Source organism: Sphingomonas lutea, assembly GCF_014396785.1.
GTDB classification, from domain to species: Bacteria; Pseudomonadota; Alphaproteobacteria; order Sphingomonadales; family Sphingomonadaceae; genus Sphingomicrobium; species Sphingomicrobium luteum.
In genome coordinates this window covers 1,860,750-1,882,198 of the sequence record NZ_CP060718.1, presented here as the reverse complement: position 1 = coordinate 1,882,198, position 21,449 = coordinate 1,860,750, and the positions used below count along the sequence as shown (strand labels likewise).

25 protein-coding genes, 1 tRNA gene and 1 pseudogene are annotated in these 21,449 nt (G+C 64.8%); 13 read left to right on the top strand and 14 right to left on the bottom strand.

Annotation, left to right across the window (positions count from 1 at the left end; genetic code table 11):
- Window positions 1-22: 22 nt before the first annotated feature.
- The gene (locus H9L13_RS09770; protein ID WP_187537524.1) at window positions 23-685 is read right to left on the bottom strand and encodes a GcrA family cell cycle regulator; all 663 of its coding nucleotides are present in this window, start codon (window positions 683-685) and stop codon (window positions 23-25) included.
- 64 nt (window positions 686-749) lie between these two features.
- Between H9L13_RS09770 and H9L13_RS09765 the strand changes: the two genes are divergently transcribed.
- The 7 genes from H9L13_RS09765 (at window position 750) to queC (ending at window position 6,159) form a co-directional block, all read left to right on the top strand.
- Window positions 750-1,577: an ABC transporter permease gene (locus H9L13_RS09765; RefSeq protein WP_187537523.1), complete on the top strand. Its 828-nt coding sequence runs from the start codon at window positions 750-752 to the stop codon at window positions 1,575-1,577.
- A 116-nt stretch (window positions 1,578-1,693) separates the two neighbouring features.
- Window positions 1,694-2,194: a siphovirus Gp157 family protein gene (locus tag H9L13_RS09760; protein ID WP_187537522.1), complete on the top strand. Its 501-nt coding sequence runs from the start codon at window positions 1,694-1,696 to the stop codon at window positions 2,192-2,194.
- 136 nt (window positions 2,195-2,330) lie between these two features.
- Window positions 2,331-3,521, top strand: a complete 1,191-nt coding sequence (locus H9L13_RS09755; RefSeq protein WP_187537521.1) for an aspartate aminotransferase family protein — start codon at window positions 2,331-2,333, stop codon at window positions 3,519-3,521.
- A gap of 107 nt (window positions 3,522-3,628) precedes the next feature.
- Complete coding sequence (hslO, locus tag H9L13_RS09750; RefSeq protein ID WP_187537520.1) at window positions 3,629-4,531, top strand: Hsp33 family molecular chaperone HslO; 903 nt, start codon at window positions 3,629-3,631, stop codon at window positions 4,529-4,531.
- 50 nt (window positions 4,532-4,581) lie between these two features.
- Window positions 4,582-4,977 carry a DUF3617 domain-containing protein gene (locus H9L13_RS09745; protein ID WP_187537519.1) on the top strand — a complete coding sequence of 132 codons (396 nt, stop codon included), beginning with the start codon at window positions 4,582-4,584 and terminating at the stop codon, window positions 4,975-4,977.
- A 169-nt stretch (window positions 4,978-5,146) separates the two neighbouring features.
- Entirely contained in the window at window positions 5,147-5,497 is a 351-nt protein-coding gene (locus tag H9L13_RS09740) for a DUF3147 family protein (protein WP_187537518.1), read from the top strand.
- A gap of 41 nt (window positions 5,498-5,538) precedes the next feature.
- Entirely contained in the window at window positions 5,539-6,159 is a 621-nt protein-coding gene (gene queC, locus H9L13_RS09735; RefSeq protein ID WP_235091330.1) for a 7-cyano-7-deazaguanine synthase QueC, read from the top strand.
- On the opposite strand, the gene H9L13_RS09730 is transcribed toward queC, so the two are convergent.
- The 3 genes from H9L13_RS09730 to lipB all read right to left on the bottom strand — a co-directional run bounded on the left by H9L13_RS09730 (window position 6,160) and on the right by lipB (window position 7,628).
- Entirely contained in the window at window positions 6,160-6,525 is a 366-nt protein-coding gene (locus H9L13_RS09730; RefSeq protein ID WP_187537516.1) for a hypothetical protein, read from the bottom strand. It lies immediately after the preceding gene.
- A gap of 98 nt (window positions 6,526-6,623) precedes the next feature.
- Window positions 6,624-6,881, bottom strand: coding sequence for a hypothetical protein (locus H9L13_RS09725; protein WP_187537515.1), 258 nt, complete (start codon window positions 6,879-6,881; stop codon window positions 6,624-6,626).
- Window positions 6,882-6,965: 84 nt separating this feature from the next.
- Window positions 6,966-7,628: a lipoyl(octanoyl) transferase LipB gene (gene lipB / locus H9L13_RS09720; RefSeq protein WP_187537514.1), complete on the bottom strand. Its 663-nt coding sequence runs from the start codon at window positions 7,626-7,628 to the stop codon at window positions 6,966-6,968.
- A gap of 96 nt (window positions 7,629-7,724) precedes the next feature.
- Here lipB and H9L13_RS09715 point away from each other — a divergent pair, with 96 nt between their 5' ends.
- Entirely contained in the window at window positions 7,725-8,519 is a 795-nt protein-coding gene (locus H9L13_RS09715; protein WP_187537513.1) for a DUF7847 domain-containing protein, read from the top strand.
- Here the strand turns inward: H9L13_RS09715 and H9L13_RS09710 are convergent.
- From H9L13_RS09710 to H9L13_RS09695, 4 genes are all read right to left on the bottom strand, one after another.
- A complete protein-coding gene (locus H9L13_RS09710) occupies window positions 8,468-9,076 on the bottom strand; it encodes a GNAT family N-acetyltransferase (RefSeq protein ID WP_187537512.1) in 609 nt (202 codons plus the stop codon). The two genes, H9L13_RS09715 and H9L13_RS09710, sit on opposite strands and share 52 nt — an antisense overlap.
- Window positions 9,073-9,915, bottom strand: coding sequence for an oxygen-dependent coproporphyrinogen oxidase (gene hemF / locus H9L13_RS09705; RefSeq protein WP_187537511.1), 843 nt, complete (start codon window positions 9,913-9,915; stop codon window positions 9,073-9,075). The genes H9L13_RS09710 and hemF overlap by 4 nt, the downstream gene beginning before the upstream one ends.
- Complete coding sequence (locus tag H9L13_RS09700) at window positions 9,915-10,121, bottom strand: helix-turn-helix domain-containing protein (protein ID WP_187537510.1); 207 nt, start codon at window positions 10,119-10,121, stop codon at window positions 9,915-9,917. Before H9L13_RS09700 ends, hemF begins: the two co-directional genes overlap by 1 nt.
- 290 nt (window positions 10,122-10,411) lie before the next feature.
- Window positions 10,412-10,750, bottom strand: a complete 339-nt coding sequence (locus H9L13_RS09695; RefSeq protein ID WP_187537509.1) for a P-II family nitrogen regulator — start codon at window positions 10,748-10,750, stop codon at window positions 10,412-10,414.
- A gap of 52 nt (window positions 10,751-10,802) precedes the next feature.
- Here H9L13_RS09695 and H9L13_RS09690 point away from each other — a divergent pair, with 52 nt between their 5' ends.
- A complete protein-coding gene (locus H9L13_RS09690; protein WP_187537508.1) occupies window positions 10,803-11,531 on the top strand; it encodes a phosphocholine cytidylyltransferase family protein in 729 nt (242 codons plus the stop codon).
- Window positions 11,532-11,551: 20 nt separating this feature from the next.
- Here H9L13_RS09690 and H9L13_RS09685 read toward each other — a convergent pair whose 3' ends face one another.
- The 4 genes from H9L13_RS09685 to H9L13_RS09670 all read right to left on the bottom strand — a co-directional run bounded on the left by H9L13_RS09685 (window position 11,552) and on the right by H9L13_RS09670 (window position 15,927).
- Window positions 11,552-11,941: an acyl-CoA thioesterase gene (locus H9L13_RS09685; protein WP_187537507.1), complete on the bottom strand. Its 390-nt coding sequence runs from the start codon at window positions 11,939-11,941 to the stop codon at window positions 11,552-11,554.
- Window positions 11,942-12,003: 62 nt separating this feature from the next.
- Entirely contained in the window at window positions 12,004-13,932 is a 1,929-nt protein-coding gene (locus H9L13_RS09680) for a DUF885 domain-containing protein (RefSeq protein WP_235090886.1), read from the bottom strand.
- Window positions 13,933-14,006: 74 nt separating this feature from the next.
- Complete coding sequence (gene map / locus H9L13_RS09675; RefSeq protein ID WP_187537506.1) at window positions 14,007-14,837, bottom strand: type I methionyl aminopeptidase; 831 nt, start codon at window positions 14,835-14,837, stop codon at window positions 14,007-14,009.
- Between the two features lie 40 nt (window positions 14,838-14,877).
- Window positions 14,878-15,927: a DUF5694 domain-containing protein gene (locus H9L13_RS09670; RefSeq protein ID WP_187537505.1), complete on the bottom strand. Its 1,050-nt coding sequence runs from the start codon at window positions 15,925-15,927 to the stop codon at window positions 14,878-14,880.
- A 111-nt stretch (window positions 15,928-16,038) separates the two neighbouring features.
- Between H9L13_RS09670 and H9L13_RS09665 the strand changes: the two are divergent.
- From H9L13_RS09665 to H9L13_RS12920, 3 genes and pseudogenes are all read left to right on the top strand, one after another.
- Window positions 16,039-16,805: pseudogene (locus H9L13_RS09665) on the top strand (competence/damage-inducible protein A).
- 67 nt (window positions 16,806-16,872) lie between these two features.
- Window positions 16,873-18,771, top strand: a complete 1,899-nt coding sequence (locus tag H9L13_RS09660) for a TIR domain-containing protein (protein ID WP_187537504.1) — start codon at window positions 16,873-16,875, stop codon at window positions 18,769-18,771.
- Between the two features lie 62 nt (window positions 18,772-18,833).
- On the top strand, window positions 18,834-18,965 hold the full coding sequence (locus H9L13_RS12920; protein WP_268825676.1) for a hypothetical protein: 132 nt from the start codon (window positions 18,834-18,836) through the stop codon (window positions 18,963-18,965).
- Here the strand turns inward: H9L13_RS12920 and H9L13_RS09655 are convergent.
- Entirely contained in the window at window positions 18,962-19,255 is a 294-nt protein-coding gene (locus tag H9L13_RS09655; protein WP_187537503.1) for a hypothetical protein, read from the bottom strand. The two genes, H9L13_RS12920 and H9L13_RS09655, sit on opposite strands and share 4 nt — an antisense overlap.
- 91 nt (window positions 19,256-19,346) lie before the next feature.
- Window positions 19,347-19,420, bottom strand: a tRNA-Gly gene (locus H9L13_RS09650).
- Between the two features lie 136 nt (window positions 19,421-19,556).
- On the opposite strand from H9L13_RS09650, the gene H9L13_RS09645 reads away from it, so the two are divergent.
- Window positions 19,557-21,419, top strand: coding sequence for a M3 family oligoendopeptidase (locus tag H9L13_RS09645; protein WP_187537502.1), 1,863 nt, complete (start codon window positions 19,557-19,559; stop codon window positions 21,417-21,419).
- Window positions 21,420-21,449: the final 30 nt, after the last annotated feature.

Sequence of the window (21,449 nt, the reverse complement as noted above, 5' to 3'; positions counted from 1 at the left end):
CGCAGGCGGGAACGGAGGTTGATTATCGAACGCGCGGTCCACCGTAAGGGAGCGGCGGCGGCGGACGACGGTCGCGGCGCGGCAGTTGCGCCTGGTAGGCGACGCCGCAATGCTGGACGCAATAGGGGAAGCCGGGATTGGCTTGCTCGCCGCAAAAGTGGAAGTCGGGCTCGCCGGGATGTCCGATCGGCCATTTGCAAATGCGGTCGTTGAGGTCGAGCAGGCCAGTCTTGTCGGCGACCTCGGGGCTCGGCTTGGCGGGGACCAGGCGGCGCGGGGGCGCGGGCGGGATCGGCGCCTGCTGGTCGCCGGGACCCTGGCGAACGAAGCCGCCGGGGCCGATCGAGCGATACTGCAGTTCTGCCTGCGGGCGCTGAGGGGTACCGGTTGCGGCCGTGGACTGCGCCGGGGACGCAGGCGCGGGCGCCGTGCGCGCGGGCGTCTCGGCGCGGGGCGGAGCGGCGGGCTTGACCGGTGCGGCTGCCGCCGCCGGGGCGGTCGCGGCGGCCTTCTTTTCCTCGCCCGGCTTGACCGGGGAGGGACGCTGCTCGAGGCCGAGACGGTGGGCCTTGCCGATCACGGCGTTGCGACTGACTCCGCCGAGCTCATCGGCGATCTGGCTGGCGGTCGCGCCGTCGGCCCACATCTTCTTCAGGCGCTCGATGCGCTCGTCGGTCCAAGACATTTAAAGTTTCGCTCCATCTGTGCCGAGCTTGCGGCCACCGGCCCCAGCCGATAGGCGCTCACACGTGAACGACCAACCCCGCAATTGGGTGCGCCATGCACCGGGCGAGCCGGTGCTGAAGGGCGTCAATCGGGGTGGCCTGCAGACCCTCTATATCAAGGAGGTGCGCCGCTTCTTCAAGGTGCAGATGCAGACCGTCTGGGCGCCAGCGATCACCACCTTGCTCTACCTTGCGATCTTCACCGTCGCGCTCGGCGGCAGCGGACGGACGGTGATGGGGGTGCATTTCGCCGACTTCCTCGCCCCGGGCCTGATCGTCATGGCGATGATCCAGAACGCCTTCGCCAATTCCAGCTTCTCGCTGCTGGTCGGCAAGATCCAGGGCAATATCGTCGATTATCTGATGCCGCCGCTATCGACTGGCGAGTTGATCGCGGGACTGATCGGCGCCGCGGTGACTCGCGCGGCGCTGGTCGGGGGCGCGGTGTGGCTGGCGATGCTGTTGTGGCCCGGCGTGTCGGTCGCGGTGCGGCGGCCCGAACTATTGCTGTGGTTCGGACTGATGGGATCGCTGATGCTGTCGTTCCTCGGCCTGCTGACGAGCATCTGGGCCGAAAAGTTCGACCATGCCGCGGTGGTCAGCAATTTCGTGGTGACCCCGTTGTCGCTGCTCAGCGGCACCTTTTATTCGGTCCACCAACTGTCGCCGACCTGGCAGGCAATCAGCCACGCCAATCCCTTTTTCTACGTCATCTCAGGTTTCCGCGCCGGCTTTCTTGGGGTCAGCGATTCGCCTTTGTGGGTCGGCGGGGTGGCGCTGCTGGCGCTGAACATCGCCCTGTTCGTGCTCTGCTACGCGCTGCTCAAAAGTGGCTGGAAGATCAAAGCCTAGTCGTTTCAAGCGGTTAACGAGTTAAGCTTGTTGAACGGCGAATAACGGACGCGTTCAGACCTCAATCACTGCGACTCGGCCAGAAGATACGCATCAACGTTGCTCAAAGGAGAGCCATGATGCGTAAATTGATTCTGACTGCCGTCGCTGCTGCCTCGGCTCTCGCGGTCGCGGCGCCTGCCGCTGCCCAGTGGGGCCCGGTGGCTCCGGTTCCGTACGGCAACGCCTACGGTTACAACAACTACGGCTATAACAATTGGGGCCACATCCGGTCGCTTCAGGCGCGGATCGATCAGTTGCAGCGGCGCATCGCGCGGCTCGACAACCGCGACCGTATCAGCGAACGCGAAGCGCGCCGCCTGCGCGAAGCCACTCGCGAGCTGGAGTATCGCCTGCGCGTTGCCAGCCGCAATGGCCTGCACCCGGTCGAGGCGCAGCGCATCGAATATCGCCTCGTCCGGCTTGAGCAGCGCCTGGTGCGCGACGCTTGGGACGGCCGCCGCTGGGGCCAGAGCCAGTGGGGCAACGGTTATTACGACCGTGACCGCGACGGTCTCGACGATCGCTTCGAGCGCGACCGTGGCCGCAATTACGACGAAGATCGCGATCCCGACTGAGCATCGCGCTAACGTCACTGGAATCGGCGCCGGGGAGAAATCCTCGGCGCCTTTTTCTTTTCAGGGCTCGCGGCTATAGCTCGGGCGCGGTCCTGGGGGGCCGTTTTCGCATCTCTTAGACCTGGAGCCGTCCGCCATGGCCATCACGCCGCTTATGCCCGTTTATCCGCGATCGCCGGTTCGTCCGGTGCGGGGCGAGGGGGCATATCTGTACGGCGAGAACGGCGAGAAATACCTCGACTTCGCGGCGGGAATTGCGGTCAACCTGCTGGGCCACGGCCATCCGGTGCTGACCAAGGCGATCCAGGATCAGGCGGCGACCTTGATGCACGTGTCCAACCTGTACGGCTCACCGCAGGGCGAGGCGCTGGCGCAGCGGCTGGTCGACCTGACCTTCGCCGATACGGTGTTCTTCACCAATTCGGGCGCCGAGGCGGTCGAGTGCGCGATCAAGACCGCGCGCCGCTACCACTTCGCCAAAGGCAAGCCGGAAAAGCACAACCTCATCACCTTCTCCAACGCCTTCCACGGGCGGACGATGGCGACGATCAGCGCGACCGACCAGGCCAAGCTGCGCGAAGGCTTCGCGCCACTGCTGACGGGCTTCACCGTGGTCGAGTTCAACGATCTCGACGCGGCGCTCGCGGCGGTCGACGAACATACCGCGGGCTTTCTGCTCGAGCCGATTCAGGGCGAGGGCGGCATCCGACCGGCGACACACGACTTCATGACCGGCCTGCGCAAGGCGTGCGACGAGCATGACCTGATGCTGGTGCTGGACGAAGTGCAATCGGGCGTGGCGCGCACCGGCGCGCTCTACGCATACGAATTGTACGGCATCGAGCCCGACATCCTGGCGACCGCCAAGGGCATCGGCGGCGGCTTTCCGATGGGCGCGTGCCTGGCCACCGAAAAAGCGGCGGCGGGGATGGTCATCGGCACGCACGGATCGACTTTCGGCGGCAACCCCCTGGCGATGGCCGCGGGGCAGGCTGTCCTCGACGTCGTCGCCAACGACGAATTCCTGGCTGCGGTACGCAGCAAGGGTGACCGGCTGCGCGCCGCGCTCGAGCAGATGATCCCCAACCACGATCATCTGTTCGATAGCGTGCGCGGGACTGGGCTGATGCTCGGCGTCAAGCTCAAGTCCGATAGCCGGGCGTTTGTCGCCTATCTGCGCGAACGCGGCATCCTGGCGGTCGCCGCAGGTGACAATGTGCTGCGCGTGCTGCCCCCGCTCAATATCGAGGAAAGCCATATCCGCGAGTTCGTCGATGGCCTGTCGGCGGCGGCGGCGGAATATGAGGTGCCGGCCGCGGCCGCTTGACCGTTCAAACATTCGTTAGGCGGAGGCAAGGAGTGCCGTCGCTGAGCGACGAGGCGCGTCGGGACCGGATGGTTGAGCGCCGCGGTTTGTCTCCCTATCTTCTTTCCATGCCCACAACGGAATTGAGCACTGACGTCGCGCTGGGCGTGGCGATCCCTTCGCGGAATGCGCGTGGCCGACTGGCGCGGCTGGGGTCGGTGGTCGACGACGTGCTTGCAAAGCACGATTATCCGCCGGTGATCGAGCGGTTGCTGGCCGAGGCTTTGGTGCTGACGGCCCTGCTTGGCTCGCTGCTCAAGGAGCCCGAAGGGCAGATCACCATGCAGGCGCAGACCGAGGCTGGCGTCATCGACCTGATGGTGTGCGATTACCGCAGCGGCGAACTCCGCGGCTACATTCGCTACGATCCCCAGCGGCTGGCCGAGGCGGGTCCGACGCCGTCGCTGTTTGCGCTGTTCGGCAAAGGCTATCTTGCGATCACCTTCGACCATCCCGGCATGAAGGAGCGTTATCAGGGGATCGTCCCGCTGGAGGGCGGAAGCCTGGGCGAAGCGGCGCAGAGCTTTTTCGCGCAGTCGGAGCAGATCCCAAGCATCGTCCGGCTCGCCGCCCAGAAGCGCGACGGGCACTGGAGCGCGGGCGGCCTCTTGTTCCAGCACCTTCCGGAGGGCGAGGAAGGGCGCGAGCGACTGCACACGCGGCTCGACCATCCTGACTGGCCGCATGTCGCGATCCTCGCCGGATCGGTGAAAGCGGAGGAGTTGACTGATACCGGGCTTCCGCTCGACGATCTGCTGTGGCGGCTGTTCCACGAAGAGGACGAAGTGCGCACGCTGGACGCGATCGCGCTTCGCAAGGGATGCCGCTGCGACCCGGATTACGTCCGCTCCGTCATCGCCAAGTTCCCGGCTGAGGAGCGTGCCGACATGGTAGGCGAGGACGGCCTGATTCGCGTCGATTGCGAGTTCTGCTCGACCAGCTTTCCGCTCGCACTCGAAGAATTCGATTAAGAAGCGCTGCTGTAGTCATGGCTTAACCGAATCATGCTAGAGAGTCGGGCATGAGACTCGGGGTGATCTTCGTGGCTGGTGCCGTTGCGGCGCTGACGCTTACGGCGGCACAAAGGCCGTCGGCGCTTGCGCAGGCCAGCGCAGGCGTCTGGGAGGTCTCGGGTGCGCCCGGGGCGCAGGCAAACGTGCGGCAGTGCGTCGCGGATGTCGCGACGCTGGCGCAATTCGAGCACCGCCAGAAGAGCTGCAAGCGCAACCTTCTGACCGAAAGCGCGAGCAGCGTCGTGATCCAATATGAGTGTTCGGGCGGCGATTTCGGACGGAGCAAGGTGACCGTCGTGACGCCCCGCTCGCTCAAGATCGAGACTCAGGGAATCTCCGACCGGCTGCCGTTCAGTTACACGCTTCAGGCGCGGCGCGTCGGCGATTGTCCAGAGCGCGGATGACCGGCACCCGCCATTAAGGCGGCGTTTAACCGTCTTGATGTACACATGCGTCGTGCCGGATTTGGCACGCTTTCCTCCCAATCGGGCGTAAGTCCGATCACTGGGCCGCTTCCTTTGGGGAGCGGCCCTCTTTTCGTTGGGCCTGCCGAACTTCTATAGCGCGGCCGCTATGCTCTACCTCCTCATCAAAGCCGCAATTTCGGGCGTGCTGATCGCGGTCATCTCTGAAGTGGCACGGCGGCAGCCAGGGTGGGGCGGGCTGCTGGCCTCGCTACCTTTGACATCGGTGCTGGCGATGATGTGGCTGTGGCGTGACACGGGCGATGCCGAGAAGATTTCGGCCCAGGCGATGAGCACTTTCTGGTTCTTCCTGCCTTCGGTCCCGATGTTCCTGGTCATTCCGATGCTGCTTCGGGCGGGCGTAGGCTTCTGGCTGACGATGGCCATTGCATGCGTAATGACCATTGCCCTTTACGCGGCGATGGCGGCCGTCAGCGCCCGACTGGGGGTGCGACTGTGAGCCCGGCGGCAGTCGTGCTGCTGTCGGGCGGGCTGGATTCGATGGTCTGCGCGGGGCTTGCGAAAGAAGCGGGTTTCCGCGTGCTGGCGCTCACGGTGGATTACAACCAGCGCCACCGGATCGAGCTGCAATCGGCGGCGCGGATCGCCGCCGAATTGGCCGAAGAGCATCTGGTCCTGCCGCTCGACCTGCGGGCATTCGGTGGATCGGCGCTGACCGACGACATTGCCGTGCCGAAGGAGGCTGCGGGGGACGCGATCCCGGTGACCTACGTGCCCGCGCGCAACACCGTCTTCCTTAGCCTGGCCCTGGCACTGGCCGAGGCGCGCGGCGCGCGCGACCTGTTCATCGGCGCCAATGCGCTGGATTATTCGGGCTATCCCGATTGCCGCCCGGCCTTCATCGACGCGTTCGAGAAGTTGGCGGGGATCGCCACGAAGGCGGGCGACGAAGGCGACGGGTTCACGGTGCACGCGCCCCTGATCGCGATGAGCAAGGCCGACATCGTGCGCGAGGCGCGACGGCTGGGGCTCGATCCGGGGATGAGCTGGTCCTGCTACGACCCGCAGTCGGACGGGCGGTCGTGCGGCGCGTGCGAATCCTGTCGCTTGCGCGCCAAGGGCTTTGCCGAGGCGGGCTGGCCCGATCCGGCGTTGACCTGATTATTCGGTCGCGTTGCGCGTGGATTCGGCGGCAGGCGCGGGAGCCGGCCCTGGTGCGCTTTCCTCGGGCGTTCGCCGCTCCGTCGCCGGGCGACCGGACGCCGCGGGGCGGCGGGGTGTCATCCCAGATGCCGCACGATTGCCGTCCGGCACGTCGAGTTCGTTGGCCAATGCGTCGGTGAAATCGACATCGGCCGCCATGTTGGCGGCCTGGCCGGTGACAGCATCGATCGCAGTCACGTCATTGGCGACGATATTCTGTGCTGTCAGGCTCTGGTTGAGGTCGCCGCCGTCCTCGGCCTGATTGTCCTGGCCGCACGCCGCAAGCACCATCGCCGCGCCCGTCAACAGCATCCATCCGCGCATTGCCGACTCCCAAAAACCAAGGGCCAAAAAAAGAGGCTGCCGGCAAATACCGGCAGCCTCTTCAAACGCCAACGCCTCCGTTGCGGGAGGCGTTAAAATTACATCGCGTTGTTGGCGGTCGCGTCGGCAGCGGCGTTTGCAGCGTCCGCAGCGTTGTTCGCGTCCATCGCGCTGTTGGCAGCGTCCATGGTCATGTTCGCGTCGGCCGCGTTCATGTCCATCGCGTTCATGTCCATCGTCGCGTTCATGTCGACCGCGTTGAGGTCTTCGTTCATCATGGTGTTGTTGGCATCTTCGTTGCTGCTGCAAGCTGCAACGGCCAGGGCCGCACCAGCGACCAGGATAAGAGCACGCATTCAAGACTCCCTATTTATTTGCGATCTGCACGGGTCCACCCGTTCGCAAATCGCGCGGACAATAGTCTGAAGCGCTTCATTCCATCAAGAGACTTTGGAGGGACCCTGCAAGCCGTTGAGAAACGGCTGGAAACCACGCTTCAGGGCGGCATCAACACCTGTCAGCCCAATTTGTTTCCCTTCTTTTGCGAGGCTGGTGACCCCGAACTCGGCGATTCCGCACGGCACGATGCCCGAAAAGTGGGACAGGTCCGGTGACACGTTGATGGCGAAGCCGTGCAGCGTCACCCAGCGCTTAACGCGAACTCCGAGCGCGCCGATCTTGGACTCGTCGGCGCCTTCTCCCACCCAAATGCCAATGCGTCCTGGCGCACGGTGCGCGGCAACGCCAAGTTGCGCCAGCGCGGCAATCATCCACCCTTCAAGCCCATGTACGAAACCGCGGATATCGCGTCCGCGACGGTCGAGATCGAGGATGACATAGACAATCCGCTGCCCGGGCCCGTGATAGGTGTAGCGCCCGCCGCGCCCCGCCTGATGCACTGGAAAGCCGTGCGGATTGAACAGCTCGGCCGGGTCGGCACTGGTCCCGGCGGTAAACAAGGGCGGGTGTTCAAGCAGCCAAATGAGCTCCCGCGCCGTCCCTTCGCGAACGGCCGCGGCGCGCGCCTCCATCTCCGCAAGCGCGTCGGCATAAGGCACGGGCGCTGCACTGACCCGCCATTCGATGTCGTCGATGACCTCCACGCAGCGGAAATGGCGCCGCAAGCTGCGGGCGGCAAGGACGATTGCGCCGGCGGTCGCGGCTTTCCATAAGAGGAGCCGTTTTCTCGAGGAGCGCAAATGAAACGCCTGTCGCTATCCAAGGCCTGGGAAGATTGCCGCGGCGCCGTCATTCGCAACGGACGGCTGCTGGCGGCAGTTGCCCTTGCCCTCATGGCGCTTCCGGGCACTGTTCAAGGGCTCGTGACGCCCGATGCGACGCCGGGGCAGCTTCCGCCGGCGGGACCGTGGATTGCGATTGCCGGCGTTGCGACCCTCCTCGGCATTGTGGGGCAGCTGGCGATCATCCGCTTGCTCGCGGCACCCGGCACTTCGGTCAAGGAAGCCATCGCACACGGCGTGCGGCGTCTTTTGACCCTGCTTGCGGCAGTCTTGTTGTGGCTGTTGCCGCTCGCGGCGATCATGGTCGCGTTGGGCGAGTCCATGACCCGCGGCCAGCCGAGCCTTGGCGTTTCCCTTGCCATCATTATCCTGTTTGTCGTGATCATCCTGGCGGTCGTGCGGATGATCGTCCTTCCCGCCGTTGTTAGCGAGGAGCCGATCGGGCCTATCGCCGCAATCCGACGGAGCTGGCAGCTGACTCGCGGCAGCTGGTGGCGGCTGTTCGCTTTCCTGATGCTGTTCCTGATCGCGGCATTGTGCGTTCTTCTAGCTGTTGAACTGGTGTTCGGTTCGGTCGTTGCGGCCGCCTTCGGGCCGAGCGAGCCGATGAGCCTGACGCGATTGCTTACGGCGTTGGTGACGCAAGTGGTGACCAGCCTGCTGCTGATCTTCTACCTAGGAATGCTCGGCCGGATCTACGCTCAGCTGGCTGGCGCTTCCGCACAAGTCAGCGTTCCCAGCAGCGGGACCTGAGGCGCGCAATCGGCCGGGAGGATACCGGCCAGGCGTGGGTCCGGAAAGTGCTCGACCTCGCGGCGCACGGCCTTGAAGCCGGCGCGGAGATAGGCGGGAAGCGCCGCCGGATGATCGAGCGTGCAGGTGTGAACGTGAACGCGGGTGATGCTGTCGCGCCACGCCAGATCAAGTGCCCGCGCGAGGAGCCAGCGTCCGTGGCCCTGGCCTGAAAGTTCGGGAACGAGGCCGACGAAGGCAAGCTCGCATTCGCCCGCATTGCGGAAGTCGAGCTCCAGCATACCGACCACGGCTTCGACAGCAGTGACCTCGTAAAGCTCGACCGCTGGGCTGGTAATGATTGATTCGAGCCTGGCGTCGTCCATCACCAACCGCGAAAACCAGAGCCAGCGTGCACCAACCTTGCGGAAGATCGCGCGATATTGGTCAGGGGTGGGTTGGGCCACACGGCTCAGGCGAAGCGTCCCCTCCGGCATCGGCGCCGCCGACGCCTGGCGCATCTCGAGATGGGTAACGATTGCGGCCAGTTCGCCGTCGGGGACGCGATCGCGTGTCATGACCACCTCGCAAGCGGGGGCAAGCTCATCAGAATAGCGTCAATGTTGCCGCCGGTTTTTAGCCCGAACAGCGTCCCGCGATCGTAGAGAAGGTTGAATTCGACATAGCGGCCGCGAAATTCCAGCAGTCGCTGCATATCCGCCTCCGTGAATGGAGTGTCGCGGCGGCCGCGGACAATCCGCGGGAAGATGTCGAGAAAAGCTTTACCCACGTCGCGGGTGAAGGCGAAATGCGCATCGAAATGATCTTCCAGGTGGTCATAGAAGATCCCACCGACACCTCGCGCGACATTGCGGTGAGGCAGCCAGAAATAGTCCTCGGCCCATTTGGAGAAGCGCGGATAGAAGGTCGGGTCGTGCGCGGCGCAGGCGGCGCGCAGCCGGGCGTGGAAGGCGTCGGTATCTTCCGCATAGGGGATTGCCGGGTTGAGGTCGGCGCCGCCGCCGAACCAGCGCTTGGTCGTGGTCAGGAAACGGCAGTTCATGTGCACCGCGGGCACGTGTGGGTTGGCCATGTGCGCGACCAGGCTGATGCCGGTGGCGAAGAAGCTGGGGTCGTCCTCGGCGCCGGGGATCGACATGGCGAATTCGGGGCTGAAGGTGCCGCCGACGGTCGAGACGTTGACGCCGACCTTTTCGAACACCTTGCCGTGCATCTGCCCGCGCACGCCCCCGCCGCCGGGTTCTCCGCTAGGATCGGTGCGTTCCCACGGGATGTAGTCGAACGCGGCGTCGGACCCGGCCTCGCGCTCAATCGCCTCGAACTCTGCGATGATGCGGTCGCGCAGGCTTTCGAACCACTCGCGCGCGGCCTGCTGCTGATTGTCGAGGGCTTGCATCAGAACGGTCGTCTTTGCGCCGCGAGCAGCATGCGCAGCAACATTGCCACCGGGCGAGGGACGCCCACCTTGCCTTCGAGCCACAGGCTGACCGCCGATCGAGACACGCCGATCGCCTGGGCGAGGTCGTTTTGGGTGCGGTAGCCAAGGCTGCGCATCGCGGACCGCAACTCGTCGGGAGACATGGAGGCGAGGCGTTCGTCCATGATTCGTCTTAGCCACAGGATGTATGCCTCTGGAACCCCGCTCATCCTGAGTAGCCGCGCAAGCGGCGTATCGAAGGACCGTGGTGCATCCTTCGATACAGCCCCTCGCTGCGCTCCGACCCTTCTCAAGATGAGCGGGGTTGGTTGGTTGATCATTGGCGCGTGGGCCGGCGCGAAGTAAATTCGCGCCGTCGGTCCTGTCCCGTCTTCGCGGGCAGGCCGTCCGGTTTTCGCCGTCTCTACGCGCTGCGACCCGATTGCGTCGCAATCGTTACGCTACGCTCGGCGGCTCAAATCGCGTCTGCCCCTCGGTCGCCCGTCCGAATGCGCACCGCCTGCACGACATCGATCACGAAGATCTTGCCGTCACCGATGCGGCCGGTGCGGGCGGCGTTTTCGATCGCTTCGACGACATTGTCGACCATCGAATCCTCGACCACCACCTCGACCTTCACCTTGGGCAGGAAGTCGATGACATATTCGGCGCCGCGGTAGAGCTCGGTATGACCCTTCTGGCGGCCGAAGCCCTTGACCTCGGCGACGGTCAGCCCGGACACGCCGACCTCGTGGAGCGCGTCCTTCACGTCGTCGAGCTTGAACGGCTTGATGATCGCTTCGATCTTCTTCACGCAGCCCTCATGCCCAATCGCCGCCGCATTTGAAAGGCAGTCCGCGCCCCACATGAAAGCCATCATTCTTTCCGCGGGGCAGGGCAGCCGCCTGGGCCATATGGTCGACGACCGGCCCAAGTGCCTGATCGACTTCAATGGGCGCAGCCTGCTTGACCGGCAGCTGGATACGCTGGCGGCCAACGGGGTGGAGGAAGCGTTGGTCGTGACCGGCTTCCACGACGAACTGGTCGATGCTGCGATTGCGGCGCGCAGCGGCGGGCCGCGGGTGCAGACGATCTTCAACCCCTTCTACAAGGTCGCCGACAATACTGGATCGCTCTACATGGCGCGGGAGGCGCTCAGCGGCGATTGCCTGGTGTGGAACGGCGACACGCTGGTTTCCGACGCGCTGATGCGCCGTGTCGTCGAGAACGACCGGTCCGGGATCTGCGTCACCATCGATCGGAAGGAAGCGTACGACAGCGACGACATGAAGGTCGTCGAGGCCGAAGGGCGGCTTAAGGCCATCGGCAAGCGGCTGAGCGACGGGGTCAACGCCGAATCCATCGGTCTCCTCGCCTTTCGTGCCGGCGGTGCGGAGACGTTCCGCGAGGCGATCGAGCGCGCAATGCGCACGCCTGAAGGCACGACCATCTGGTATCTGCGCGTCATCAATCACATCGCGCAGGGCAGCGACGTGTGGACGCTCGATATTAGCGGCGAAGAGTGGGGCGAGGTCGATTTCCCAGAGGACGTCAAGCGGGCCCGCGACCTGACCGCCCGGTGGGATTCGGCCTAGAGGTCAGTTCTGGGGCGGCGTCAGTTCTGGGGCGGCAGGAAGCGCGCCGCCACTTCCCGCGCGAGACGCGAGGGACGGAGGCTGTTGGCGTCGAGGCAACACCAAGTGCTCTTGACCTCGCTGAGCACCTCATGACCGCGTCGGACCACGGTGGTGAAATGGGCGCGGGCGCCCTCGACCTTTTCCGCAATCACCTCGGCCACGACCTTGTCCTGCAGGAAAGTCGGCTTGCGGTAGGAAATCTCGTGCTTGAGCGCGACCCATAAGTGGCTGGCAACGGCGTCGGGCGGGGCGACACTGCGCCAGTAATCGACCACCGCGTCCTGCACCCATTTCAGATAGACGCTGTTGTTGACGTGACCCATGTGGTCGATGTCGGACGGCTGGATGGCGACGGCATAGCGGAACATGCCAGCAGGCTCTCACCTGCTGACACGCCTGTCAATAAGCTCCTGTTCCGTTTGCGCTTTTTCTAGCCCCGTTCACCGCGTTCGGCGGCCGTTGCCGCCGGCATAGATGCCGGGGCGACGGGTGGCGTGTAGCCCGGTGCACTGCCGCCCCGGGCGATATAGCCGTCCACCAGCTCCTCGAGAACGTCGAGCGGAACCGAGCCATTTTCGAGGACCACCGCGTGGAAATCGCGAATGTCGAAGCGCGGCCCGAGCGCCCGGCGTGCCTTGTCGCGCAGCTCGAAAATCTTGATCTGCCCGATCATGTAGCTCGTCGCCTGGCCGGGCCAGTTGAAGTAGCGCTCGACCTCCTTGGTCGCGTCGCGCTCGGACAACAGAGCATTATCGAGGAAATATTGGATGGTCTGTTCACGGGTCCATTGCTTGTGATGGATGCCCGTGTCGGTCACCAGGCGCACGGCGCGCCATAGCGACGTCGACAACATGCCGAATTCGGAGATCGGGTCCTGGTAGAAGCCCATCTCCTTGCCCAGGCGTTCGGCGTAAAGACCCCAACCTTCGGAATACGCGCCATAGCCGCTGAAGCGGCGGAACTTGGGAACGTCGGGAAGTTCCTGTGCCAGCGCGATCTGGAAGTGGTGGCCCGGCGCGCCTTCGTGATAGCTGATCGCCTCGATCTGCGGTTTCAGCACCTGGTTCATGTCGGCGAGGTTGACGTAATAAATGCCGGGCCGCGTGCCGTCTTCCGACGGGCTGTTGTAGAAAGCGATCGGCGCGGTTTCCTGACGCCAGGTTTCGACCGCGCGGACATCGAGCGGGGCCTTGGGCAGGCGACGGAACCATTGCGGCGACGCCGCCATCACCTGTGCGACATAGCGCTTGGCATCCGTCAGATATTGCTGACGCCCGGCCGCGGTGTTGGGATATTTGTACTTCGCGCCGGCGGTGATCTCCTTGAAAAATTCGCGCAGCGTGCCGCGGAAGCCGACCTGAGTCTTGATGCGCTCCATCTCGGCATGGATGCTGGCGACCTGCTGCAGCCCGATTTGGTGGATCTGGTCGGGCGTGAGGTCGGTCGTCGTCGATGTCTTCACTTGGTGCGCGTAGAACGCCGCGCCATTGGGCAGACTCCAGGCGCCTCGGTTGCCCTGCGACTGCGCCTCGAGGGAATCCCACGTCGCGGCAAAGGTTCGGTAGCCACGCTGAAACGGTCCGGTGAGCGCGTCGCGCGCAGCGGCCATCAGACGATCCTTTTCGGCTTGCGGCGCATCGAGCTTGGCAACCTTCGCCTTGAAGTCGGCCCAGACCGGCGTGTCGGCTCCGGTAGAGAAAGGCGCCCCGTTGAGCACGCGCCGGGTATCCGCGCGGACGGGCGCGAAATTGAATTTGGACGGGACAATTCCCATCGCCGCCTGCTGACGCATGTTGGCGGTGATCTCGTTCATCGCGCGCTCGACCTCGCGCAGGCGCGCAATATAGGCCTCCGCGTCGGCGACGCTGGAGACGCGATGATTGTTGATGAGGAAAACGGGAAAACTGCCTGCGGGGCTGCCATTGGTGCTCGCGGGAAAGCCGTGCCAACGCCACTGGAAGCCATCGATCTCCTGCTGCACTTCAACCTCGAACAGGCGATAGCTGAGGCGGCCCGCGGGGGTCAGATTCTCGGGCCGAAACTGGGCGCGCATGTCGGCAAGCTGGCGGCGCGAGAGGTCAAGTCCCTGTTGGCGATATGCGTCGGTGAAATTGTTCAGCCGGTCGTACTGCTCCTTGCGGCCCAATTGGGTCAGCGCTTGGGGCGACCGTGCCAGTTGTTCCTCAAACGCGGCGTCGAGGAAGGCCATCAGGCGCTTGTCCTCGGCCGCGGAGTCGATTGCGGGTGCCGGCGCTGCAGGCGGCGGCGCCTCCGCTAGGGGCGGCGGCGCCGGGGCCGGCGCGGTTGTCGCGCAGGCGGTGGCGAGAAGAAGCGCGGAAAACGGAAGTGCAAGTTTCACGAGCGTGACCCCCAAGCTGAATGCAGGAGGTCTGTTTAGCTGCTTCGTCGCCGTCGTCTACTGCATGTCGACACTCAAGCGTAAGGCGGCTGATCGCGGCCCGTGGGGCTCTTCGTAAAGATCTCGCAACCGTCTTCAGTGATGCCGATCGAATGTTCGAACTGCGCCGACAGCGAGCGGTCGCGGGTGACCGCCGTCCAGCCGTCGTCGAGCACCTTCACGTCCGCACGGCCGATGTTGATCATCGGTTCGACGGTGAAGAACATGCCGGGGCGAAGCTCCGGACCCGTTCCGGGGCGGCCTGCATGGATCACTTCGGGGCTGTCGTGGAACAGGCGGCCGACGCCGTGACCGCAGAAATCGCGAACGACGCTGTAGCGGCGGCTTTCGGCGTGTCGCTGGATGGCGTTGGCGATATCGCCGAGATGGTTGCCGGGCTTCGCCTGCTCGAGTCCCAGCATCAGGCATTCGTAGGTCACGTCGACCAGCTTGCGCGCCTTGATCGCGACGTCGCCGACCAGGAACATCCGGCTCGTATCGCCGTGCCAGCCGTCAAGCAGGGGCGTCACGTCGATATTGACGATGTCGCCGTCCTTGAGCGTCTTTTCGCCTGGGATGCCGTGGCAGACGACATGGTTGATCGAGATGCAGCTGCTCTTGGTGTAGCCGCGATAGCCGAGCGTCGCGGGAACCGCGCCGCCGTCAAGCATGCGCTGATAGACGAAATCATCCAGTTCCTGAGTCGATACGCCGGGGACGACGTGCGGCGCGAGCGCGTCGAGGATCTCCGCCGCCAGACGCCCGGCGCGGCGCATGCCTTCAAACCCTTCGGGTCCGTGAAGCTTGATGACGCCGTTGCGCGCTTCGACACGATCGTCGGCGGAGACAGTGATGTATTGGGTCATGGCCGCTAAATAATGGGAACGGCCGCAAATTGCGACCCGGTCAGCGGAGCACTGCAGCGGCGTCGACGACCTCGACATCGGGCATGGTCGCGAACAGCACATCGTACCACGGCTTGTGCGACGAGCCGACGATGTTGAGCACGCGCGCGCCGGGACGCGTCGCGAAGGCGGCGCGGGCGTTGGCGACCATGCGCAGGTTGCGCACGTCCCACCAGCCGACATAGGTCCGACCCGCATAGCGCTTTGACGGCATCACCAGCGCCCCGCCGAAATCCGCAAGGACCTGATTTTTTACCCCGTCTGGCGAATTCATTTCCCGATAGACGTCGAGCAGTGTCGCGCCGTCGACGACGCGTGCGATCTGCGCCTTGTTGGCGGCGAGGCTGGCAACAAGCGCAGGCTCCTTCCCGCGGTTTTCGAAGTCATCGTAATAATCATCAGGGACATCCGCGTAGATGGCATCGCTCGTGTGGTCGTCGACCGCATGGACGCGCTCATGGCCGAGGCGGGCTGCAAGGACGGCGGCGACCTCATAGCTCTCATTCATTGGGCGACCCTTGCGGGTGATGATCTCGATCATCTTGTCGGTCAGGCCGTCGGCGGCGCGGCGCTCCGCCGGGGCGAGACGCAGCCATTGCACCCGTGCCGAGGCTCGCTCACCCGCGGCGAGGAAGAGGAGCGCAAGCTTGCGCCGTTGAGAGGCCGTGGGTGATTTTGGCCAGGCGGCGAGCGTCTGGCGGATTTCAAGCGCGGCCTGGGGAACGCTCAGCCGGGTGTCGGCGATGATCTCATCCGGATTCCAGCAATATTGGCTGTAGGCGCGTCCGGTGACGTCAGGGAACAACTTCAGCGCAGCGCACTGCTGGCCCGACAAGCCCTCAATCGTGACTACGTCCGGAGCGAAAGCCGAAAGCTTGGCCAGCAGAGGCTCGAGCATTGCCGGACTCCAGCCGGCATGTTCGGACAAGTGCATGCTGCCGAGCGTCATGACCTGGGTCTTGGGGCCGTTGATCGGAACCGATCCCAGCGGGCCCTGCGCCATGGCCGGTGCGGCAACCAGTGTCGCCAATGCCGCAACGATCCGAAACATCGATCCGTCCCCCTTCTCTGACAACCTCAAATTCTGCTGAGATCGAACCGCACCATCCGCTACACGTGTAGTCTTGGTCAAGCACTTTGATCTTGCGTGGCGGCTAGGCGTATGGCGGCGGGCATGACTCGTGTTTGGACCGCCGCCCTGTGCATCATCGGCGATGAAATCCTGTCGGGGCGGACGCAGGACAAGAATGTCGCGCAGGTCGCGACCTGGTTGAACGACCAAGGTATCCGGCTTGCCGAAGTGCGCGTCGTGCCCGACGATCAGGCGCGCATCGTCGAGGCAGTGAATGCGCTGCGTGAACGGTACGACTATCTTTTCACCACTGGGGCATTGGCCCGACGCATGACGACATTACCGTTGATGCCGTCGCCCAAGCGATCGGCGTCGAGGTCATCGTGCACCCCGCGGCGCGCAAGATCCTCGAGGATTATTATCGCGACCGTCCGGGCGGGCTGACCGAGGCGCGGCTGCGCATGGCGCGCTTTCCGAAGGGTGCCGACCTGATCGCCAACCCGACCTCGGGCGCGCCCGGGATCAACATCGGCAACGTCTATATCCTTGCCGGCGTACCGCACATCGCTGCGAGCATGCTCGAGGCGCTGACAGGCAAGCTGGAGGGTGGACGACCCATGGTTTCGTTGACGGTCGGCGCGCGCGCGCCGGAAAGCGACGTCGCCGATTTGCTGCGCGAAACCGAAGCGGCGCACCCGGGAGTGGCGATCGGCAGCTATCCTTTCTTCAAGGATGGCCGCTACGGCGCCAACTTCGTCATCCGTTCGGACGATGAAGAATTGGCGCAAGCAACTGCAGACGACCTTTGCACGCGGCTTGGCACGGCGGGATATGATCCGGTCGTGGGCGGCATTTGAGCACCGCTATTTCCCGCACCGCCAATAGGCACTAAGCCTATCGGACCGCGCGGGGAGGCGGGGGTACATGTCGAGCGCCGAGCCGACGATCTTCCTGAGCTATGCGCATCGCGACCAGCCGCAGGCGCGGCGCGTTGCCAAGGCGCTCGAACGGTCCGGCTATACGATCTGGTGGGATGCATTGATCGAAGGCGGCAGCCGTTATGCCGCAACGATCGACGAGGCTCTGCAGAAGGCCGACGCGGTCGTCGTCCTGTGGTCGCGTCATTCGATCGAATCGGATTGGGTCAGGGATGAAGCAGCGCAGGGACGCGACCGCCATCGCCTGGTCCCGCTGACACTTGACGGCACTCAGCCGCCGCTCGGCTTTCGGCAGTTGCAAGTCATCGACCTGTCGCATTGGCGGGGCCGTGCCGATAGCGTGCAGATGGAGGCCGTTCGACGCGCGGTAAGCATAGCGCTCGGCCAGGATCCGCCGCCGCCGCGGGCAGTGCACGAAACGCTTCTGACCCGTCGGCAAGCCGTGGCTGCGGGCGCTGCGGCTGCGGTCGTCGGCGGCGGCCTGATCGCCTGGCAAAGCGGTTTGCTGGCCCCAGGCGAAGCGGAGGCGCGCAGTATCGCCGTGTTGCCGTTCAAGAACCTCAGTGGCGATCCGCGGCAATCCTATTTGTCCGAAGGGCTGACCGAGGAAATCCGCTCGGCGTTGTCACGCAACCTCGGCCTGCTGGTGCTCGCAGCCACCAGTTCCAATGCTGTCCGTGATCAACCAGGCGATGCGCGCTCAGTCGCCAGGAAACTTGGCGTCGCGCATCTGCTCGATGGGTCGGTGCAGCGGTCCGGCGACCGCGTGCGCGTGGCGATGAATCTCGCGGACGGGCGCACTGGATTTTCCACCTGGTCGGAAAGCGTAGACCGCAAACTGGGCGACATCTTCGCGTTCCAGAGCGAGATCGCCAGAAGCATCGCGCAGGCATTGTCGGTGCGGCTGGCGACCGATGCCCCGGTGGCCGGAGGCACGCGCAACGTCCGCGCGTACGAGGCCTATTTGCGCGGCAAGGCGCTCTACAACCTTGCCAAGGACGAGGCGAGCGACCGTGCGGCTCGGGCGAACTTCGAGCTTGCGATCGGCGCCGACCCGCGCTTCGCGCTGGCGCATGCGGCGCTATCGCGGGCGATTGCCTCGATTGCCTCGACCCATGCCGAAGCGCGCGAGCTGAAGCCGCTCTACGCTGCCGCGGTCGGCCATGCCGAACATGCCATCGCTCTTGCGCCGACCCGGGCCGAGGGGCATCTTGCACTGGCTTATGCGCGGTTCGCGGGCTTCCTCGACGTTCGCGGTGCCCGCGCCGCTTATGACGCCGCCTATCGCTATGGGCGCGGCGATGCCGATATCGTCTTGCTCTACGCCATCTATGCCGTGCGCACGCGCCGCTTTGCCGAGGCGCGCGATGCGATCGAGCGCGCACTCGCGCTGGATCCGCTCAACCCCCGGACGTGGCGCGCCGCGGGCTCGATCGCCTTTGCTTCGGGTCGCGCGCAGGAGGCAATCAGCCGGTTCGACAAGGCGCTGGCACTCAATCCCGCAATGTCCAACGCGCACGCGCTCAAGGGCTATGCGTTGATCCGATTGGGGCGGCTGCCCGAGGCTCGGGCCGCGCTCGACCAGGAAAACAGCGCGATGTTCCGACTCACCGGATTGGCGATTTACGCGCACAAGGCGAAGGACGCCGCGCTGGCCGAGGCCAGCTTCCGCGACCTGGTGGCGCAAGAAGGCGACGCCGCGCTCTACCAGCAGGCGCAAGTGCTGGCGCAATGGGGGCGATCAAACGACGCGCTCGATCGGCTGGAACGGGCTCGCGCGGTGGGTGATTCGGGCCTGGTCGCGCTCGCCACCGACCCGTTTCTGGCGCCATTGGCGAACGAGCCGCGCTATCGCGGCCTGGTGCACAGTCTGGGCTTTGCGTGAGCGGGCTATCGCACGCGCCGGATTCATGCGATCCGTGGCACCCCTTCAGGAGGAGAGCCAGCATGGTCAATATTTCGACCGGTCCGAACGACGAGCCAAGACGGCCTGCCAGTCCCGACGACCGCGGCAATCCGGACGATCGCCGCGCGCCGGCCCCTGAACCCGAAGGCAATCCCGACGACCGCAGCCTCTAGCTGGCAGGGATCGTCGCGAACCAGTCCGCATAGGGCGTGTTCTTGGCGAGATAACGATTGAAGTCCGGCGTCCCGTCGTTCCACCACGGCAGGCCGCGCTCGCCCAGCGCGCGCTTGGCAGCGTCGACGCGCGCGCGGTCGCGCTTGCGCCGCGCATCCATCAATTCGCGCACGAGGGCATCGCGCCGCGCGGGATCGAGCGACGGGTCGCTCATACGCCACAACCGCCCGCGAACGACGAAGTAGCGACCGTCAGGCGTGACCGGGTAGGGTTGGGAAATACCAGTCATAAGCACGCGCCCGGATGCTTGGGATCCAGCAGCCTTTCCACCGGCTTGGCGAATATGCTCCAACGCTTCGGTCCGCTCCTGGATGCCGGCGTGGAGCGGGCGAAGGGAATCGAACCCTCGTCGTAAGCTTGGGAAGCTTCTGCTCTACCATTGAGCTACGCCCGCTCGAGCGCGGCTTGAATTAGGTGCGCGGGCCCGGCCCGTCAACGCGCCACCCGCCGTTTGCCGGTTCGTCGATCAGCGTTTGGCGAAGCGCGGGCCACCATGCCAATCCGGGGCATTGGGGGAGGGAAGCTGCAGGATGGATGTTTCGCGTCGGGAGTTGCTCGCAACGGGGGCGCTGGCCACCGCTTTGTCGTCGGTTCCGGTGGGTGCGCTGGCGCAGGGAGCGGCCGCCACTGCAGGCGGCGCGGCGTGGGATCTGACCGACCTGTTCCCAAACGATGCCGCGTGGGAAACCGAGCGGCAGGCGTTGATGAACGCCATTCCGGCGCTGAAGCGGCACCAGGGGACGCTGGGCCGCAGTGCGGCGACGATGCGCTCTGTGCTCCAGGAACAGTCGGACATCAGCCGCCGCACCCTGCGCCTGTTTACCTATGCGTCGCTCAAGGCGGACGAGGACGTGCGGATTGCGCCGAATCAGGAGCGCAAGAGCAAGGCCCAAGATGTCTTCACCGCACTCGGTGAAGCGACCGCCTGGACCAGTCCCGAAATTGTCGCTTTGGGGGCAGCCAAGGTCAATGCCTTCATCGCCGCGGACCGCGGACTGGACAAATTCGCCTTTCAGCTGCGCGACACGCTCCGCACCGCCGAGCACACATTGTCGCCTTCGGAGGAAGCCCTGCTCGCAGCGGCCGGATCGCCCCTTGCGGGCCCTAGCGACATCCGCGACCAACTCGCCGCCTCGGACATCCCGCGGCCCACGGTCAAGCTGAGCGAAGGCCGCGAAATCCGCCTCGACGACCAGGGCTATACGATCGCCCGGGGCGCGCTCAACCGTGACGACCGTAAGATGGTCTTCGACAAATTCTGGGCGAGCTACAAAGGGTTCGAAAATTCGCTAGGCACGGTGCTGGCGACCAAGGTCAACGGCGACAAGTTCATCGCCAAGGCCCGAAAATACGACAGCGCGCTTCAGGCGGCGCTCGACAGCAGCAACCTGCCGGAAGCCGTGTACCGGTCGCTCATCGCCGAAGCCAATCGCGGATTGCCCGTGCTGCACCGCTATTTCGAGCTTCGGCGGCGCATGCTCGGTCTGCCCGACATTGGCTACTGGGACATCTACCCGCCGCTAGTGAAATCGGACCGCAGCTACAGTCTCGCCGAAATGCGCCAGCTGACGCTGGAATCCTTGAAGCCGCTTGGCGAGGAATATGGCCGGATCTTCGCCGACGCGAGCTCCAAGCGGTGGATGGATCCGTTCCCGCGGCCCGGCAAGGCGTCCGGCGCGTACATGAATAGCGGGGGCTATGACGTGCACCCCTATCTGTTGCTCAACCTTAGCGACAAATATGACGGCCTCACCACCTATTCGCATGAATGGGGCCACGCGATGCACACCTTGCTTGCCAAGGCCGCGCAGCCGTTCGAGACGGCTTATTATCCGACCTTCACCGCGGAAGTCGCGTCGACCGCGCACGAGGTATTCCTGTCGAACATGATGGTCGAGCGCGCTAGGACCAAGGAAGAAAAGCTCTTCTACCTTGGACAGGCGATGGAGAATTACCGCGGGACATTCTTCCGCCAATCGATGTTCGCCGAATTCCAGCTGGCCATCAACGACATGGCCAACAAGGGCGAGGCGCTGTCGGGCGAGAAGATGTCGGCGCTCTATTACGACCTGCTGAAGCGCTACCATGGCCCGCGGGTGCGGATGGAACCGGCCTATGCCGCCGAATGGGCGTACATCCCGCACTTCTACAACGGCTTCTACGTCTGGCAGTATGCGACCTCGATCACCGCGGCGAACTACTTCGCGCAAAAGGTGATGAGCGGCGGCGCGGCCGAGCGCGACCGCTATCTCGCGGTGCTGCGCGCCGGCGGGTCGGACTTCGGCTACAATCTGCTCAAGAAGGGCGGGCTCGATATGGCGACGGCGGAACCCTACCGTCTGCTGGTCGACAGCTTCAGCAAGGTGCTCGATCAGGCCGAAGCGCTGATCTGAAGGCGAAAAAAAGGCGGCCGGGGATTGCCC